Raw genomic sequence first — 18627 nt, forward strand, 5'->3', positions numbered from 1 at the left:
AATTTGAAACAGGCAATTCTATGTCGCGTGCGGAAGGTGCCGGGAGGGAAAACATTGCTTTTACAAGACGTTCTTTGGGGGGCTACCGATAAGTTTCCCGGCAACACTGCGTTTGATGCGCCTGATGGCGTGTATTCTTTCGAGGCCTTTGCCAATCGCGTGCGGGCCGCTGCAGGTGCGTTGCAATCGTTGGGCATTCGCCATGGCGATAGGGTGTCGATACTGGCGCCGAACATCGCCGACTATATGACCTATCACTATGCCACGGCATCGTTGGGGGCGATTTTGCACGTGCTGAACACGCGCCATGTTGCCGCTGAAATGATCTTTGCGATGAATGACGCAGAGGCCTCGGCGTTGATTATTCACGAGCGGTTTGCGGCGCTGCACGATGAGCTGCGTGCAGGGTGCAAAACTTTGCAGTTTAGCGTCGGTATTGCGTCGGTATCGGGGGCTGATTATGCCAGCGAGGATCTGATCGCCACGGGCGTATGGGCTGAGCCATTGGCGCGGGTGTCCGAGGGCGATACGGCACTGCTGATTTACACCAGCGGCACGACGGGGCGGCCAAAGGGGGCATGTCAGACCCATGGCGGTTCGGTCTATGCCGATACCATGGCGGCCGGGCAGTATGGTGTCACGCCCGACGACATCTATTTCGCGTTCATGCCGTATTTCCATCAGGCGGGTTTGATCCGCACACGAGCGGTTCTGTCGGGTGGCGGCCAAAGTGCGATGATGGACAAACCCGACCCTGACAGCGTGGCGCGGTTTCTGATCGACAAGGGCGTTAGCATCACGATGCTGGTGCCGCCTTATGACAGCAAACTGGTCGAAATCGCCGCGCGCGACAATCTGAGTTTGGAGCGTTTGCGGCTGGTGATTGGCATGGGCGGGCTTGGCGCCGAACATGCGGCGCGGGTCGCTGCGTTTTGTGCGCAGGCGGGCTGTGACTATATGGGGATCTATGGTCAGACCGAGGTGACGGGGGCCGTGACCGGTATTTTCGCGGCAGAGTATACCAAGCGCCCGACCAGTTGCGGCAAGCCGTTGCCGGGTGTCGAGATGCAGATATGGGACGACGCAGGCATCCCGTTGCCGGATGGTGAGGTGGGCGAAATGGTGTTCCGCTCGCCCGGATGTATCCCGCAGTATTGGCGCAATGCGGCGGCGAGTGCGGCGCTGTACAAGGACGGCTGGTTGCGCAGTGGCGATCTGGCGTGGCGCGATGGCGCGGGTTACGCGCATTTTATGGATCGCAGCAAAGAGCTGATCAAGACGGGGGGCGAGAACGTGTATCCCGCCGAGGTAAAGACGGTGGTTCTGTCGCATCCGGCGGTGCGCGATCTGGCGGTGCTGGGTGTGCCCGACCCCAAGTGGGGCGAAACGGTTGCGGTGGCGGTTGTGCTTGAGGACGGTGCCAAGCTGACGCTTGAGGCGTTGCGGGGGTTTTGCCGGGACAAGTTGGGCGGGTACAAAATCCCCACGCGGATGGCGGTGATCGACGAGGTTCCGCGCAGTTTTTCCGGCAAGATCGAAAAGCTGAAGCTGAAGGCTTTGTTCGGGTAAACGCGGCGCTGCGCACGCCGCGTTCGGGTCACAGAATGTTGGGCAGGAATATCACGAGGGCCGGGAAGGCAAGCAGGATGGCGAGAATGATCATCTCGGTCACGACAAAGGGCATGACACCGGCAAAGCCATAGTTTGGTCTGACTTTGGCTGCCGCAGAGGCGATAAAGACATTCAGCCCCAGCGGCGGTGAAACCAGACCGATTTCGGCTGTTTTGACCACGATCACGCCGAACCAGATGCCGTCAAACCCCAGCCCGGTGATCAGCGCGTGCGAGATCGGCACGGTCAGGATGATGATGGCGAATTGGTCCATCACCATGCCGAGCAGCAAGTAGATCAGCACCACCAGCCCCAGCACCGCATAGCGCGACATGCCGCTGTCAGCGATCCAGGTGAGCAGATCATTGGTGATTTGGGTATAGGAGATGAAGAAGCCGAACAGGCTGGCGCCGAAAATGATGGTGACAATCATTGCGCTGGTGCGCAGGGTGTTGCCGATTGCGGCAACGCTGGCATCCCATCCCAGGCGGCCAAGGGCCATGCCGATGATGCCCGCGCCGACGGCCCCCAGCGCGCCGACCTCGGTCGGGGTGGCGATACCGCCATAGAGGCAGACCATCACCAGCGTGATCAGCAGGACCACCGGCCAGACGCGCCCGGTTTGGGCCAGCGTCGGGGTGTCTGTGACCGTGTTGTCCGGCACCAGTTTCGGATTGCGGCGGATCATATAGGCGATGGTGACCAGATAGCCGATCGTCGTCAGCAGGCCGGGGACCAACCCGGCGATGAACAGTTTGCCAATTGGTTCTTCGGTCATCAGCCCATAGACGACAAAGGCGACCGACGGTGGGATCAAAATGGCCAGCGTGCCCGAGATCGAGATCGTCCCGAGCGAGAAGGAGCGGTCGTAGCCCAGTTTCTCCATCGTGGGGTACGCCGCGCGGGCGATGCTGGCGACCGAGGCGGTGCTGCTGCCAGACGCGGCAGCAAGGATTGCACCGGTCAGCACGCAGGCAATGGCCAGCCCGCCCCGAATGCGACGCAGCAGGCGGTTGCAGGCGATCATCAGGTCTTGTGCAATGCCGCCCGCGCTTAGCAGTTCGGCCATCAGCACAAACATCGGGATCGTCAGCAGCACGTAGTGCGAGGTGGTTTGCAGGACGATCTGGCTCATCTGTGCCGAGATCACGGCGGGAGGGATGATCAGTGAGAGGCTGAGTACGCCAGCGATGCCAAGGGCAAAGCCGATAGGCAGGCCCAGAATGATCAGGGCGATCAGGATAGCCGGTCCGTAAAGTGCAATCATACGACAGAATCCATTTCGCCGGGGTGGTCAGTGATCAGGGCAAGTGATTTGGGATCGATTGCATCCAGCGCCAGCCGCAGGGTCAGCAAGCCGCAACCGATCGGGATCCAGACCCACGACAGCCAGACAGGCCAATCGATCACGCCCAGATCAGCCTCGCCCGAGGCGAAGACATCGAGGAATTTGTAGAACCCCTGTCGGGTCAGGTAGCCCATGTAGAGCGCGCTGGCGGCCAGCCCCACGCGCATCACGATCTGGCACAGCACCGGGGGAAGGCGGCGCAGCGGACCGTCGATACGGATAAAGCCGCCGGTGCGAAAGCCCCAGGACATGGCCATGACAAATAGCATCACCAGCAGGTAATTTTCGGTCAGGTACAGCTGAAACGTCAGCGGGCTGGCGAACGCGTAGCGCATGATCGCATCCACCGAGACAAGCAGCATGGCCGCAACCGCTGCACCACCCGCGAGGATGGCACAGAGGTTTTCCGCAAGGCAAAGCGCCCGGTTGAGGCGGCCATGAACAGAGTGCAGGATCATTTCGCGTTATTTCGATGCGCGGATCAGGGCGGCGTAGCTTTCCAGCACCTCCGCCGCAGGCAAACCGCGCGCGCCGAGGCGTTCAACCCAGTCGGCGGTCACGGCCGACAGCTTGCCATTGATCGCTTCAAGCTCTGCCGGGGTGAAGTCGTAGATATCGACGCCCGCCGCTTTGAACTCGGCCTGCAGTTCGGATGTCTGACCGTCTAGATGCGCGGCATAGCTGGCTTCGGTCTCGGCGCCGCAGGTCATCATGATGTCCTGCACCGGGGCGGGTGTGGCGTTCCACTTGTCCAGATTCATCGACATCACCAGTGTGAAGCCGCCGAATTCGCCATTGGTGCTGGCGGCGTTCATCAGGGTTTCGATGCTATAGGATTTGAGGCTGGAATAGGCCGAAAGCGTTGCGTCGATCGTGCCACGCTCCATCGCGACATACATGTCCGAGCTGGGGATTTCGGCGGCCGAAGCGCCAAGCGCGCCGATGGTCAGGTTCATGGTGCCGCCTGCCGACCGAATGACCTTGCCTGCGAAGTCAGCCTCGTTGCGCAGGGCGCCTTTGGTCGAGATGATCTGATAGGCGGGCAGGGCCATCACGAAGATCGGCTGAACTTTGTTGTCGGTGAATTCAGCCGCCAGCGGGCCGGAGCGCACGGCCTGAGTGTAGGCTTTCATGATGCCGGTGGCCGTGCTGCCCAGGCCTGGAAGCATCGAGACGCCATTGAGCGGCATTTTGGCGCTGACATAGCCGACCAGAACGGTCGACACATCGGCGATGCCGTTGTTCATCGCGTCCAGCAGCTCTTTGGTTTTGGCGATCTGGCCGCCGGGAAAATATTTGAAACTGACCTCGTCGCCCGCCTTGTCGCTGACGCAGTTCATCCAGGTTTCAAATCCCTGAACGGAAATCACATGCTTTTCCGGCAGCCCGTTGACCACGGTCAAATTCGCCGCCTGCACGCCAGTGGACACGGCGCCAAGCGCTACGGTTACGGCAAGCATTTTGCCTTTGATGGATGTATTCATTTTGTCCTCCCCAGAATATGTCACTTAGACACAAGCGTTGGCCGCATGCCCGGTTGGGCTGATTGCGGCGCTACGTTTTTCCTGCCTCTATATGGTACGTTAACGAAAGGTTAGCAAGCGAGTCAAACCATTGATGCGCAGATTTTGGTGCGCGCTGTGGCAGGTAACGTGGTACTGCCCATCCCGCGAAGGGAGGCGCAGGTCATTGCGCCGAGGGGAATGCGGTTTCGCGTTTTTCGATGAAGGCGGTCACGCCCTCGTCGAAGTCATCATTGGCAACGCAGGCGGCGATGGCGTCGGTTTCCATGTCCAGCTGCGCTGCCAGGCTGTTGGACAGGGATTGGTCCATCATCTGCTTGGCACGACGCATCGCGGCTTGGGGTGCTTTTGTAAAGCGCGTGGCGGCCTTGGCGACAGTGCTGTCGAGATCGGTGCTGGCGACGATCTGATCAACGATCCCAAGGGTCTGAGCCTCGTCCGCCTTGACGACGCTGGCGGTCAGGACCAGCCGCCGCGCGGCGCGCCAACCGACAACGCGCGGCAGCAGGTATGAAACGCCGCCGTCGGGTGGCAGGCCGACTCGTTGGTGGGCGAAGACAAACATCGCGGTGTCATCGGAAATCACCAGATCGGCGGCCAGTGGCAACATCAACCCGGCTCCGGCGACGCCGCCGCGGACCTTGGCAATGATCGGGCGGTCAAACGCCATGATGGCCTGTACCCGGTTGGCCGTGCCGGTCAGCAAGTCGCGGAACAAGGCGCTGCGGTCATCGTGCGGTAAGGCGAGGTTCGATTTGAAACCCGCGATGTCGCCCCCGGCGGTGAAATGTGCGCCTGCGCCGCTGAAGACAATGCAGCGCACGGCGGTGTCGTCTTGGGCTTTGCGCATAAGGCCCGCGATTTCGGCCGACATTCCAGCTTCGAACGCGTTGCGGAAGTCGGGGCGGTTGAAGGTGATTGACAGAACACCGTCGACCAATTCACTTAGAACCCGGTTGTTTTCGGTCGGAAAGTACATCGTCAAATCCCCTCTTTCGTGATGGCTTAAGCGTGGAACACGGCATGGCCGCGATCAAGCACGACGATATCACGCTCTTTCGAGCGGCAGCGAAAGCGCACCTCGTTTCCGTTCTGGAAGAACTCGGTGACGATGGTTTCGCCGGGGAATACCGGCTTGGAAAATCGCACGAACATCGATTTCAGTTTGTCAGGATTGCCGGGGGCATAGGTTTGCAGCAGTGCGCGGGTGGCGATGCCCATCGAGCACAGGCCATGCAGGATCGGTCGGTCGAAACCGGCCTTTTTGGCGGGGGCGGGATCGGCGTGGATCGGGTTGAAATCGCCCGACAGCCGATAGATCAGCGCCTGCTGTGGCAGCGTTGCAATTTCGACGACTTGATCGGGGGTCGTGGCCTCGATCGCGCCGGGCATGGCGGGCGCCGCGCCAAACGAGCCACAGCCGCCGTCACCGCGCATGAAAAGTACGCTGCGCACGGTGGCGACAAGATCGTCCTCGGCGTCGTAGAGTTTCTTGAGTTGGTACAGCATCGCGGCTTTATCGGCGCCTTTGTCGACCACGGCCTCGATCTCGTATTCGCCGCGCACGGTGCCCTCTTTGGGAAGAGGTTTGTGGATCTCGAAATCCTGTTCGGCGTGCAGGATTTTCACCCAGTCGATGCCGTATTTCGGGTCCTTCGCCCAAAAGCCGGGATGCGCCAGCACAACGCAGAGCGAGGGCACGGCTTTGAGGTTTTCCTCATAGACGAACTCCAGCTCGGCGGGGTCAACCGGGTTGCTGCCATAGCCAAGCCCAAGCGCATAGAGGATGGTGTCTTTGAAAGTATAGCAGTGGTTGATCGGCTCGAACTTGAGCCCCTTGATAACGCTTAGATCCATGATGGCGGCCTTTCTTGGGGTCATATTTCTGTTGGTGTCGGCTGACGGTCGGGGCAGAGGGCGCGGATTACAAAACCAGGGACTGCCCTTCGGGCCAGTAGGTTTTGCGCAATTCGGCTTTGAGGATTTTGCCGGCCTCGCTGCGCGGCAGATCGGGCACAAAATCGACCGAGCGGGGGCATTTCACCTTGCTGAGGTGCGACCGGCAGTAGTCGATCAATTCATCGGCAAAGGCGGTTTCGTATTCCGGCGCAAGGGTGAAATTGGGCACGACAAGGGCTTTTACCTCTTCGCCGAAGTCGGGGTTGGGCACGCCGATAACCGCCACATCGCGCACCATTGGGTGGCCGGTCAGCACGTTTTCGGATTCCTGCGGATAGATGTTCACGCCGCCCGAAATGATCAGGTTGGATTTGCGATCAGTCAGGTAGAGAAAGCCATCTTCGTCCAGCTTGCCGATGTCCCCCAACGTGTTCCAGCCTTTGGGGTGGCGGCTTTCGTCGGTTTTTCCGGGATCATTGAAATATTCGAACGTCTTGCCGTTGGTTAGGTAAACCAGACCGGGGGTGTTTGGGGGGCATTCCTGACCGTCTTCGCCGACGATATGCACCTCGGTGCCCAGCGATGCGCGCCCGACTGATCCTTTGTGTGTCAGCCAGTCTTGGGAATTTATTGTGGTGGTGCCGATGGATTCCGTGCCGCCGTACATTTCATAGATGATTGGCCCCCACCATTCGATCATCCGCTCTTTGACGGCGATAGAACATGGGGCGGCGATGTGCAGCGCATACGTCAGCGAGGAGGTGTCTGCGGCCTGCTGCTCGGTCTCGGGAAGGGCAAGGAAGCGGACAAACATCGTGGGCACAAACAGGCCAAAGGTGACCCGGTGTTTGCCAATGGCCGCCAGCGCGCGCGAGGCGTTGAATTTCTTGAACCCAACCACCGTGGCCCCGGTGCGTTGTGCATGCATCATGATCCGCAGCGGGCCGGTGTGATAAAATGGCCCAAGGTTCAGGAACACGGTTTGCGGTGAATACCCATACTCTTGAATCAGCATGGTATGGCGCGGTGGCGCGGTATGGGGCGAGGCGTCGGTCAAATCATGCCGCACGCCTTTGGGGCGACCCGTGGTGCCTGACGTGTAAAGCATTGAGGCCCCGCGCACGCGGCCTGTGGGCATGGTGTCGGGTTGCGCGGCAACGGCGTCTTCGTAGGATTGATAGGGGGCTGTGGCACCGTCCATCATCAGCAGCGCGACCTTGCCATTCAGTGCGGCGGCGACCTCAAGCGCGACGGGGGCCATTTCAGCCGAGGAGATCAGCACCTTGGACAGGCTGTTCTGCACGACATAGCTGACGTCGGGGGCATTCAGTTGCCGACCGATGCATACATAATACAGCCCGGCGATCTTGGCGGCCCAGACCACCTCGAGGTAGCGCAGGTTGTTTTCGAGGAAGATCGAAATGCAGTCGCCTTGCTTGAGGCCGCTGGAAATCAGGTGATTGGCCAGACGGTTGGCATTGGAAACCATCTGACCGTAAGTCTGGCTGCCACCTGTATCCTCGAAGAGGATCGCAACTTTGTCTGGTGTGTCTTCAGCAACTTTCCACGGACTTATGTTTTCCAGACTCATCGTGGCCCTCCCCGGTGTTTCGAAAATACGTTACTAGCACAAAATATGTTTGTGTATTAAATTTCATACAGGGTGGCCAACATGAGCAAACCTAGGGGTGCTTTGGGTAATCCGAACTTGGATTTTGTCGCGCGATGAAGCGCCCCTAGATGAGGTTCGGTCAGTAGGATTTCGGCAGGTCGAGGACCTTTTCGGCGATGAACGACAGGATCAGTTGTTCAGTCACCGGCGCAATCCGTGGCAAGACGGATTCGCGGAACAGGCGTTCGACCTGATATTCGCGGGCATAGCCCATGCCGCCGTGGGTCAACACCGCCTGCGTGGCCGCATCGAACGCCGCGCGCGCGCCGAGGAATTTCGCGGCGTTCGCCTCGGCTCCGCAGCTTTTGCCATTGTCGTATAGATTGGCAGCGCGCAGGGTCATCCAATAGGCGGATTCGAGCTTTGCCCAGCATTCGGCCAGCGGGTGTTGAATGCCTTGGTTCATCCCGATCGGGCGACCAAATACAACACGTTCGCGGGCGTAGTCAGAGGCACGGCGCAGGGCATCGCGGCCCAGGCCGATCGCCTCGATGGCGACCAGAACCCGTTCGGGGTTGAGGCTGTCGAGGATGTAGGAAAAGCCGCGGCCTTCTTCGCCGATCAAGTCATCATCGGGCACGAACAGATCGTCAATGAACACGGCGTTGGAATCAACGGCGTTGCGGCCAAGTTTCTTGATCCGGTTCACCTCGATCTTTTTGCGGTCGAGGTCGGTGAAGAACAGCGAAATGCCTTCGGTCGGGCGTTTGCAGTCTTCTTTCTTTTTGGTGCGCGCAAGAATCAGGATCTTGTCTGCGATCTGCCCGGTCGAGGTCCACATTTTGCGGCCCTTGATGCGATAGCCGCCTTTGACCTTGGTGGCGAAGGTCGAAATGCTGGTGGTGTCCAGCCCGGCATCGGGTTCGGTCACGCCGAAACAGGCCTTTTGTTCGCCAGCAATCAACGGCGGCAGAATGCGGGCTTTTTGCGCCTCGGTGCCGTGCACGATGATGGCGTGAGGCCCGAAGAGGTTGATATGGAGCGATGAGGCCGCCGATTGGCCCCCACCGCCAGAGGCGACCGCGTGCATCATGATTGCAGCTTCGGTGACGCCAAGCCCTGAACCGCCAAGGTTTTCAGGGGTGGTAATGCCCAGAAAGCCACCCTTGGCCATCGCCTGATAGAATTCTTCCGGAAATCGCGGGTCAGAGTCACATTTTGTCCAATAGTCATCATCGAAATCAGCGCAGATCTGTTTGACTGCGCTATCGATTGCTTGATGCTCTTCTGACAGGTCCATATTCACGGGGCGTCCTCCTGTTGCGCCGGGTTATGGGCGTCTTTTGAAATAATAGTATTACAGTGTACTTTATGCATGTGAAGCAGTAGTCATCAAGCGAAGAAATCTGATTTTGGAGAGATAAATGGTGGAAAAAGCCACAACATCGCAGGGCCCCTATGAAATACCGCATTTTAGCCGTCCGTCGGTGAACACGCGGGTGTTGTTGAAAAATCGCCCCTTGGCGGTTCCGCAGCCGTCGGATTTCGCCATTGACGAGGCACCTGTGCCGGTTCCCGGCGCTGGGCAACTTTTGATCCGCAACATTTATTTGTCGGTCGATCCGGCACAACGGGGATGGGCGCAGGCCGAGGCGAATTACTCCGATCCGGTGCCGCTTGACGGGCCGATGCGCGGGTTGGCGGTTGGGGTGGTGATCACGTCGCGCCATGCGGACTACGCCGAGGGAGAGTACCTGTATGGATGGTTCGACTGGCAGGATTATGCGGTTGTCGATCCGTCTAAGGTTATTCTGCGGGCGCGTGAAGCCCTGCCGTTGGCGCAGTTCGCCGGGTTGCTGGGGATCAACGGGCTGACGGCGTATCTGGCGCTGACGGGGCTGGGGCGGCCCGAGGCGGGCGATACGCTGGTGGTGTCGACGGCAGCGGGGGCGGTTGGATCGTTGGTCGGGCAGATTGGCAAGTTGATGGGTTGCACCACGGTCGGGCTGACGGGCGATGACGAAAAGGTGGCTTTGTGCACCGAACGTTATGGGTTCGATGCGGCGTATAACTACAAAACCGCCGATCTGGAACGCGCGGTTGCGCAGTCGGCGCCGTCGGGTGTGAACGTGTATTTCGACAATACCGGTGGCGGCATTCTGGATACGGTACTGCGGCAGATGGCTGTGGGCGGGCGGATCGTGCAATGTGGCACGGCGGCCAACGCACAGTGGAATCCGCCGCCGACAGGGCCGCGCAACGAGCGCGAAATCCTGACGCGGCGTTTGGTGTGGAGCGGGTTTGTGATTTTCGATCACGCTGCGAAATACGAGGCGGCGGCGTCGCAACTGGCGGCGTGGTATCGCGAGGGCAAGCTGGTGACTGAGACTGATATATCCGACGGCGTCGAACACGCACCGGGGGCGATTGCCGCGCTGTACGCGGGGGCGAACCGGGGCAAAAAACTGATTTATATCGGGTAGAAAAAACGGGCAGCGCCAGCGCGCCGCCCGTAAGTTTGATTGCTTGTCTGGTCGATCAGAAGGCGACGTTGTCGGCGCCTTTGGTGCCCAGCATGACGCGGGCCTCGTCCGGGGTGGCCACCTCAAGCGACAGCTCGGTCAGGATACGCTTGATCTTGGCCACCTGCTCGGCGCTATTTTTGGCCAGCTGGCCTTTGCCAAGGTAAATGCTGTCTTCAAGGCCGACGCGCACGTTCGCGCCCAGAACCGCACCCATGGTCACAAACGGCATCTGGTGACGGCCAGCGGCAAGGATCGACAGGTAATAGTCATCGCCAAACAGCCGGTCGGCGGTTTCCTTCATGTGCAGCATATGTTCGGGACGGGGCGCGATGCCGCCCAGAATGCCAAAGATCGACTGCACGAAGAACGGCGGCTTGACGATGCCGCGGTCGGCAAAATGCGCGAGGTTATAGAGGTGGCCAACGTCGTAGCATTCGTATTCAAACCGCGTGCCCAACCCGCCCAATTCGCGCATCGCATATTCGATCTGAGTGAAGGTGTTCGACAGGATGAAATCCTTGGTCATTTCGAGATAGGGTTTTTCCCAGTCGTATTTGAACTCTTTAATCTTTTCGCCAGCGCCTGAGATGTTGAAATTGAACGATCCCATGTTCATCGAGGCGATTTCGGGCGCGGCCCATTTGGCGGCGGCCAAGCGCTGCTCCATCGTCATGCCAAGGCCACCGCCGGTGGTGATGTTGATGATCGCATCGGTGCTTTGTTTGATGGTCGGCAGGAATTGCGCGTAGTGTTCGGGTTTTTGCGATGGCGCGCCGGTGCCGGGTTCGCGGGCGTGCAGGTGCAGGATTGTGGCCCCTGCCTCGGCGGCGCCAATCGCCTGCTCGGCGATCTGTTCGGAATTGATTGGCAAATAGGGCGTCATGCTGGGCGTGTGAATCGAGCCGGTGATCGCGCAGCTGATGATGACTTTGTCTGCTTTTCTCATGTGTCTCTCCCATTGATCTCAGAGGCGGTTCTTGATGACGTTCCACTGCTCCGTCAGGTCAGCGCGAAAGGCCGGAGCCGCAATGTTGATGATCGCTTCGGCGCGGTCGTGGGTCGAGCCTTTGCGTAAATCGGCGATCCCATGTTCGGTAATGATCATGTCGATGTCATAGCGCGCCAATGACACAAGTCCCGGCGCGTGAATTGCGGCAGTAATACGTGACTGGGTGCCTTTGGCAAAGCTTGAAGGCAAGGCAACAATGCTAAGACCACCGTGCGACATACGCCCGGCGCGGGCGAAATCCGGCGCGCCGCCGGGGCTGCTGACAGCGCGGCCATTGGCGGTTTCAAGGTTGCACTGGCCAAACAAGTCGACCTCGAGTGCGGTGTTGACGGTGATGAAGCCATCAATTGCGGCAATGCGGGCGGGGTCATGCGTGTGCTCGCACCCGGTGACGGATATCTGATCCTGACGGCCTGCCCAGTCATACAAGGCGGGGCTGCCGATCAGGGCGCAGGTCATATGCGGCCAATCGGGGCTCAGCGCCCCGGCACCGTTCAAGCCGATTACGCCATCGGAAAACATCCCGGAATGCAGCCGCAGGCCCTTGCGGTCATGTAGCTGCGCAAAGAGCGCGTCGGGCACTTTTCCCAAGCCCACTTGAAGGGCGGCCCCGTCGGGGATCAGCCCGGCCAAATGGGTTGCGATCTGTTCGGCCTCGGGTTGGCGCGGGCCGACATCGTAGGTGCGCAGGGGCGTATCTGAGCGCGCAATGGTGTCGAAGGTGGACAGAGGCAGGCAATGAGAGGTGGCAACATAGGGCATGTTCGGGTTGATCACCGCGATTTTTCGGGGCGCGCGCGCTAGAACCAAGGCCGAAAACTCGACCGAGGTGCCAAGCGAAACCATGCCTTGGGCGTTCGGTTCGGACACGGTCAGCGCGATGGCGTCAGGGGTGAAGTTGTCCTGCGCGTAGCGGGCGAAGCCGGCATAGCTGAGCGGCAGGTGGCGGTATTGCCCGCGCGCCTGCGGTGCCGACAAAGCCGGGGTCATGAACAGCCCGGTCACGCGGGTCGATGCGGCGAAATCGTCGATCGGTGTTGGGTTGATGCCCGGCACGAAGGTTGTGGTGATCTGAAGCTGTTCCACGCCGTGCAGGGCGGTGACCAGATCGCATGCCTCGCTGCCGCAACCGGGCAGAAACAGGTGGTCGCCGGGGGCGAAGCTGCGCGCGATGTCGTCAAAAGAACAGAGCGGTTTGCCCATCGCTATCTCCTGGTGTGGTCGCGCGCAGGCATGTGATCAAAGATCGTTGCGGGTGAACAGATCGCGCGAAATGATCTGTTTCATCACCTCGGCGGCGCCACCGGCGATCCGGGTGATCCGGGCGTCAATGTAGGCGCGCGCAATCGGGTATTCGGACATATAGCCGTAGCCGCCGAAGAATTGCAGGCACTGATCAACGACCTTGCAATGCAGGTCAGTGACCAGCAGCTTGACCTTGGCCGCATCGGTCGAGCTGAGCTCGCCCTTGATGAATTCACCGATGCACCAATCGACAAATACCCGCAGGCCGGTGGTTTCGGCGTCCAGCCCCGCCAGAACGAACTGGGTGTTCTGGAAATCGGCGATCGTGCCGCCGAAGGCTTTGCGTTCCTTGGTGTATTCCACGGTCCATTTGATCGCCTGCTCGGCCACGACAATGCTGCGCACGGCCTGAGTCAGGCGTTCTTGTGCCAGCTTGGTCATCATCATCGAGAAGCCGCGATTTTCCTCGCCCAGACGGTTGCCAACGGGCACGCGGACATTGTCGTAGAAAAGCTCGGAGGTGTCTTGCGCTTTTAGCCCGATTTTATCGAGGTTGCGACCACGGGTGAACCCCTCGCAAGGGACTTCGGCAACGATCAGGCTGACGCCGCGCGCGCCTGCGTCGGGGTCGGTTTTGCAGCAGGTCATCACGACATCGGCGTTCTGGCCATTCGAAATATAGACCTTCTGACCAGTCAAAACATAAGTGTCGCCATCGCGAACAGCGCGCATTTTGATCTCTTTGGCGTCAGACCCAGCGCTGGGTTCGGTCATGCCGATGGCGCCGATGATTTCGCCGGTGACCATCTTGGGCAGGATCTTTTGTTTCAGCGCTTCTGAGCCCCAAGCCAGAAGATAGGGCGCGCACATTTCGGAGTGCACCATGAAGCCCGGGCCGGTCATACCGGCGCGCGCCAGTTCTTCGATCACGACAACATTATACAGCCAGTCGCCACCAAACCCGCCGTATTCTTCGGGGATGTTGGGGCAGAGCATGCCCATCTCGCCGGCCTTGAGCCAAATCTCGCGCGGGACGATTTTGTCTTCTTCCCATTGCGCGTGATGCGGGACCATTTCAACCTCGATAAAGCGGCGAATGCTATGGCGGAATTGTTCGTGCTCGGGCGAAAAAAGGCTGCGTGTGATCGGCATGGTGTCAGGCTCCGCGTGATTGATAGGATTGATGCAGCGCCAGAACGTGCTGGGCTTGTTTAAGATGCGGGATGTCGATCATCTTGCCGTCCAGCCCCACCGTGCCTGCGTCACCGGCAGCAGCAAAGGCGGCGATCACGCGCTGGGCATGGGCCACGGCCTGAGGTGAGGGGGCGAAGGCGGCATTGATTGTCTCGACCTGCGCGGGATGGATGGCGATGCGACCGGTGAAACCCTCGTTGGCGGCGGCAACGCAAGAGGCATGCAGCCCGGCGTCATCACGAAAATCGACAAAGAGCGTGTCGATGGCCTGCACGCCGCAGGCCTTGGCGGCCAGAAGCATCTGCACCCGCGCAAAGCGATAGGTCAGCGCCCATTGCCCGGTTTCGTCCAGATTGGTGCTGGCGCCAACGGCGGCACTCAGGTCTTCGGCACCCCATGTCAGACCGATCAGGCGGGGTAGATCGGCCTGGGCAAATTCGGCGATGCGCAGAGGGGCGACGGCGGTTTCGGTGGCGACAGGCAGAATTTTGGTGCTGCCCAGTTCAAGCCCGTCACGGGTTTCGAGCGCGTCCAGATAACACCCCAGTTGATAGACGTCTTCGGGGCCATTGGTTTTTGGGATCATGATGCCGTCTGGTGCACCGGGCATGATGGCGGAAAGGTCCTCGAGTGCGCAGTCATCCAGCGGATTAATCCGCACCCAAAGCTGGCTTGGGCGCGCCGCTTTGGGGCGAGCGGCAAGGTGATCGCGGATCATGCCGCGCGCCGCGCCCTTGCGTGCGGGGGCCACGGAATCTTCGATATCCAGGATCAGCGCATCGGCGGGCGAGCCATCGGCTTTACCCATCTTCTTTTCGCTGTCACCGGGAATAAATTGCCACGAACGCAGGTTCATCCGGCGGCCCCTTCGATCGCGGCGGGGCTTTTCAATTGCAGGCCGGTGCGTTTGCAGATGGCCACCAATTCATCGCGTTGGTTGAACGCGCGGTGAATGAAGGTGACGATGCCAGCGTTGGGGCGCGATTTGCTTTCCCGCAGTGCGTGAATTTCAGTTTCGAAATGCAGGGTATCACCGTGGAACACGGGGGCAGGAAAACGCACTTCGTCCCAGCCGATATTGGCAATGGCTGTTCCAAGTGTGGTGTCGCCCACGGAAACACCCGTCATCAGCGCCAGTGTGAAGGCCGAGTTGACCAGCCGCTGACCGAATTCAGTCTCGGTGCGGCAATATTCGGCATCCAGATGCAGCTGGGCGGGATTGTGGGTCATTGCGGTGAACAGAACATTATCTGTTTCTGTCAGGGTGCGCCGCAGCGCGTGCGTGAAAATCTGACCGACTTCCAGCTCGTCAAAATACTTGCCCGCCATCGTATACTCCATGTCGCGCAGGGACCGGTCTTGAGGAACGCCCAAGCCCGGAGCCCGCAGTTGATATTTCCGAAGCCTAGCTGTGCAGGCCAAGAATCGAGATTGCCGCGATCCCCTGGTACGGCACGCCGCCGAGGTTATGGGAAAGCCCGATAGACGGGCTTTCAAGCTGACGCTCGCCAGCGCGGCCCAGCAGTTGATTGTAGTTTTCGTAGGCCATGCGAAGACCCGAGGCGCCAATTGGATGGCCAAAACATTTCAACCCGCCGTCGACCTGACACGGGACAATCCCGTCAGCGTCGAATACGCCGTCGAGGACATCATGCACGGCGCGGCCCTCTTCGGAGACGAACAGATCTTCCATGGTCACCAGTTCGGTGATCGAGAAGCAATCATGCACCTCCATCAGGCTGATCTGTTTGCGAGGGTCGGTGATACCGGCCTCGGCATAGGCCAGCTTGGCGGCGTTGCGGGTATTGATGACGTGGCTACCGTCCCATTTGTTGGTGGTCGATTCCACGCCCGAACTGATTGAAAGCTGGATCGCCTTGATCGTCACCATGTCTTTTTTGCCCAGTGCGCGGGCGATCTCTGGGGTGGTCACAATTGCGGCGGCTGCGCCATCGCTGACCCCGCAGCAATCATAGAGTCCCAGAGGTTCTGCGATCATCGGCGCGTTCAGGATGGTTTCCATCGAGACGGCCTTTTTCAGGTGCGCCTTGGGGCTTTTGACCCCGTTCTGGTGGCTTTTCCAGCTGACGTGGGCCAGACCGCGCTTGAGGTCTTCCTTGGTGATCTGGTGCTTGGTGCGATAGCCCGCCGCCAGCTGTGCAAAGCCCGCCGGAGCCGATCCGATTGGCATCCACAGGTCGTTCAGGGTGCCCTTGAAGCCAGTGGGAAGGCCGCCGTATCCGGTGTCTTTCAGCTTTTCCGCGCCCACGGCGATGGCGATGTCCACCGCGCCAGAGGCCACGGCATAGGCCGCGCCGCGCAGGGCTTCGGTGCCGGTGGCGCACATGTTTTCGACGCGTGTGACGGGAATTCCGTCAAGGCGCAGAGCGACAGAGGCCGGGATGGCCGAGTTGCCTACATTGGCGTTGTCCATGCATGAGCCGTACCAAGCCGCGCCGATTTGCGATCGCTCGATGCCGGCGTCGGCGAGTGCCTCGTTGAAGGCTTCGGCGAGCAGGCCGTCGGTGCCTGTGTCCCACCGTTCGCCAAACTGCGAACACCCCATTCCGATGATGGCAACTTTGTCTCTAATTCCGCTAGCCATAAGTATTCTCCTAAACGGTGAGTGGGGTTGATTTCCAAAAATAGCGGTTGTAGCCGCGGATTTTGTCGCGTTCCTTGATGCGGAACACCATGCGGACCGGCACGCCCACCTCGACCACATTGGTGGGGGCATCGACGGTTTCCATCAGCAGGCGCGCGCCGTTGTCGAATTGCACGAAGCCGACAAACAGTGGCGGGGCCGGATAGTAAGACAGCCAATCCGCGGTGTAGGTCAGGATTTTCGCGGGCTGATCAGCCAGCGAGACCTGCTCGAAGCTATCGGCAGGCTTGCCGCAGTCGGGATTGACGCAATAGGCCAGTTGCGGGAACTGGATCGTGCTGCAATGCGGGCACTTGCCAGCCATGAAAGCCGACAACTGGAACGACGAGCGATAGGCCTCGGTCAGGGCTGCTTTGCCGGGCTTTTCGGCGCGCATACCCCACTCCAGTTCGATCTCGTCGTAAAACGAGGCCATGCGAAGGTAATCGTCGGTCATGTATTTGTCGGCCAGCGATCCGCTGACACCGCGACCCGGACGCGCCCCGGCGCCGGTGGCTTCGAGGACCACGGCGTCTGCGCCCTGACCGAAGCCGACCAGCAAAATACGTTCGCCCTTTTTGGCGGTTTCCAGTACGTTGGCCAGCATCAGTAGCGGGTGCGCCGCGCCTGCAAGGCCACAGTCAAGTTCAAGACCATCCGCGACCTTGCCGCCAAAGCCCAGTTTCTTGGCCACGCTGTCAGCCGCTTTGCGGGTCATCGAGGGCATCACGAAATACGTAAAGTCGCCAATGGAGAGGCCGGTTTTTTCCAACGCTGCATTGACCGCGCGGGGGATGATTTTGGCTAAGCCTTCGTCGCGGATCCAGCGCTCTTCCCACATGTAGTCGTGGCTTTCGTCCGACGCGCGGAAGTGGTCGGCAAAATTCACGGTAACGCTGGCTGAGCCAATGTATTTGGCAACCACATTGCTGGTTCCCAGCAGCACGGCGGCGGCGCCTGCGCCATTGCTCATTTCTTGCGCGCTGGCGGGTTTCGACGGCGGTTTGTCCGAGCCGATGACCAATGTGCCGTCTTTGCCTGCCTCAAGCGCCTGAACCAGCGCAGAGGTGGCGGCACGTTGCGAGCCGGTGCTTTCGGAGGACGCGGCCGATTGGGGAATGTTCAGCGCACCAGCAATGATCGCGGCATTCGACAGATCACTGTAGGGCAGGGTCGTGGAGGCAACGATGATTGCGTTGACGCCATCACGCGTAGCGCCAAGGGCATCGCGCCCGGCCTCGACAGCCATTGTCAGGGCATCTTCATCCCAGCTGCAAAAGGCGCGGCTGCCTTTGGCGGCGCCTGCAAGGCCGGGGGCCATCCATTTGTGAGCCTTGGCAATAGCTGCACGCTCAAGCCGCATCCGCGGGACGTATGCCCCGAATGAAGTAATGCCAAAATCCATCTCAACTCCTGCTGTCGTTTGGTGCGGGGCGCGTAATTCGCCCGAGTTGGCGGGATGCTATTCGGCGCCCCTTTGATACGCAAGCGTAAAATATGCTAGTGGCGGCGCTTGCGTGGGGTCGCGCAGCCGCAGTGTTGTCGGCTGAAAACTGAGATGGACCGCTTTCATGGCGTTGAAAACAATTAAGAATTTTTGACTCGTGGCGGCATCGGCTTGGGGCGCGCGATTCCCCTACATTTCTTGGGAGAGATGAAAAAAGCCCCTACAAGCAAGCCGTCCAGCAGTGTTTTCCATGCGTGAACATCGCCAGCGGCCAGCGCCGATACGGTATGCTTGCCTTTCAAGGCCTGCTGGACTTGTCGCGGTTTGGATCCGCTTCTGCTAGGGTGGAAACGAGTAGGCCCCCGATCAAAGAAGTAACTTTTGTTGACGCAAGAGCTTGGGGGCCGACATAATTTGGGGCACAATCTGACACGCCTTTCCACGTAGAGGGCGGCGCCTTTCGGGGCTGGGAATACAGCGACGATGACACTTGTGAAGAAAAGGACCCTTGGGCTGCTTGCAGCTATTCTGATCGTCAGAACAACTGAGTATCATCCTTGGGCGATGCCC

At 59.8% G+C, this 18627-nt stretch carries 16 protein-coding genes; 2 read left to right on the top strand and 14 right to left on the bottom strand.

Annotation, left to right across the window (positions count from 1 at the left end; all coding sequences use genetic code 11):
• The first annotated feature begins 54 nt into the window (after positions 1-54).
• The gene (locus tag BSF79_RS04920; RefSeq protein WP_175545261.1) at positions 55-1569 is read left to right on the top strand and encodes a class I adenylate-forming enzyme family protein; all 1515 of its coding nucleotides are present in this window, start codon (positions 55-57) and stop codon (positions 1567-1569) included.
• 28 nt (positions 1570-1597) lie between these two features.
• On the opposite strand, the gene BSF79_RS04925 is transcribed toward BSF79_RS04920, so the two are convergent.
• The 7 genes from BSF79_RS04925 to BSF79_RS04955 form a co-directional block, all read right to left on the bottom strand.
• Positions 1598-2878 (bottom strand): TRAP transporter large permease, encoded by a 1281-nt coding sequence (locus BSF79_RS04925; protein ID WP_090268758.1) that lies wholly within the window; start codon positions 2876-2878, stop codon positions 1598-1600.
• Positions 2875-3417 carry a TRAP transporter small permease gene (locus BSF79_RS04930; RefSeq protein WP_090268759.1) on the bottom strand — a complete coding sequence of 181 codons (543 nt, stop codon included), beginning with the start codon at positions 3415-3417 and terminating at the stop codon, positions 2875-2877. The genes BSF79_RS04925 and BSF79_RS04930 overlap by 4 nt, the downstream gene beginning before the upstream one ends.
• A 6-nt stretch (positions 3418-3423) precedes the next feature.
• The gene (locus BSF79_RS04935; protein ID WP_245776321.1) at positions 3424-4443 is read right to left on the bottom strand and encodes a TRAP transporter substrate-binding protein; all 1020 of its coding nucleotides are present in this window, start codon (positions 4441-4443) and stop codon (positions 3424-3426) included.
• Between the two features lie 202 nt (positions 4444-4645).
• A complete protein-coding gene (locus BSF79_RS04940; RefSeq protein WP_090268760.1) occupies positions 4646-5461 on the bottom strand; it encodes an enoyl-CoA hydratase/isomerase family protein in 816 nt (271 codons plus the stop codon).
• 26 nt (positions 5462-5487) lie between these two features.
• The gene (locus tag BSF79_RS04945; protein ID WP_090268761.1) at positions 5488-6339 is read right to left on the bottom strand and encodes a MaoC/PaaZ C-terminal domain-containing protein; all 852 of its coding nucleotides are present in this window, start codon (positions 6337-6339) and stop codon (positions 5488-5490) included.
• 67 nt (positions 6340-6406) lie between these two features.
• Positions 6407-7972 carry an AMP-binding protein gene (locus BSF79_RS04950; protein WP_090268762.1) on the bottom strand — a complete coding sequence of 522 codons (1566 nt, stop codon included), beginning with the start codon at positions 7970-7972 and terminating at the stop codon, positions 6407-6409.
• Between the two features lie 160 nt (positions 7973-8132).
• Complete coding sequence (locus tag BSF79_RS04955) at positions 8133-9293, bottom strand: acyl-CoA dehydrogenase family protein (protein WP_425443231.1); 1161 nt, start codon at positions 9291-9293, stop codon at positions 8133-8135.
• A gap of 124 nt (positions 9294-9417) precedes the next feature.
• Between BSF79_RS04955 and BSF79_RS04960 the strand changes: the two genes are divergently transcribed.
• Positions 9418-10476 carry an NADP-dependent oxidoreductase gene (locus BSF79_RS04960; RefSeq protein WP_090268764.1) on the top strand — a complete coding sequence of 353 codons (1059 nt, stop codon included), beginning with the start codon at positions 9418-9420 and terminating at the stop codon, positions 10474-10476.
• Between the two features lie 55 nt (positions 10477-10531).
• Here BSF79_RS04960 and kce read toward each other — a convergent pair whose 3' ends face one another.
• From kce to BSF79_RS04995, 7 genes are all read right to left on the bottom strand, one after another.
• Positions 10532-11464, bottom strand: a complete 933-nt coding sequence (gene kce / locus BSF79_RS04965) for a 3,5-dioxohexanoate:acetyl-CoA acetone transferase (RefSeq protein WP_090268765.1) — start codon at positions 11462-11464, stop codon at positions 10532-10534.
• 18 nt (positions 11465-11482) lie between these two features.
• Positions 11483-12730 carry an acetyl-CoA hydrolase/transferase family protein gene (locus BSF79_RS04970; RefSeq protein ID WP_090268766.1) on the bottom strand — a complete coding sequence of 416 codons (1248 nt, stop codon included), beginning with the start codon at positions 12728-12730 and terminating at the stop codon, positions 11483-11485.
• 36 nt (positions 12731-12766) lie between these two features.
• Complete coding sequence (locus tag BSF79_RS04975) at positions 12767-13924, bottom strand: acyl-CoA dehydrogenase family protein (protein WP_090268767.1); 1158 nt, start codon at positions 13922-13924, stop codon at positions 12767-12769.
• A 4-nt stretch (positions 13925-13928) separates the two neighbouring features.
• Positions 13929-14822 carry an HpcH/HpaI aldolase/citrate lyase family protein gene (locus BSF79_RS04980; protein WP_090268768.1) on the bottom strand — a complete coding sequence of 298 codons (894 nt, stop codon included), beginning with the start codon at positions 14820-14822 and terminating at the stop codon, positions 13929-13931.
• Positions 14819-15295 carry a MaoC family dehydratase gene (locus BSF79_RS04985; protein WP_090269078.1) on the bottom strand — a complete coding sequence of 159 codons (477 nt, stop codon included), beginning with the start codon at positions 15293-15295 and terminating at the stop codon, positions 14819-14821. The genes BSF79_RS04980 and BSF79_RS04985 overlap by 4 nt, the downstream gene beginning before the upstream one ends.
• Before the next feature lie 76 nt (positions 15296-15371).
• Positions 15372-16571: an acetyl-CoA acetyltransferase gene (locus BSF79_RS04990; protein WP_090268769.1), complete on the bottom strand. Its 1200-nt coding sequence runs from the start codon at positions 16569-16571 to the stop codon at positions 15372-15374.
• A gap of 10 nt (positions 16572-16581) precedes the next feature.
• Entirely contained in the window at positions 16582-18015 is a 1434-nt protein-coding gene (locus BSF79_RS04995; RefSeq protein ID WP_090268770.1) for a hydroxymethylglutaryl-CoA synthase family protein, read from the bottom strand.
• Between the last annotated feature and the right edge of the window lie 612 nt (positions 18016-18627).

The organism is Thalassovita taeanensis (assembly GCF_900110775.1).
Classification (GTDB): Bacteria; Pseudomonadota; Alphaproteobacteria; order Rhodobacterales; family Rhodobacteraceae; genus Litorimicrobium; species Litorimicrobium taeanense.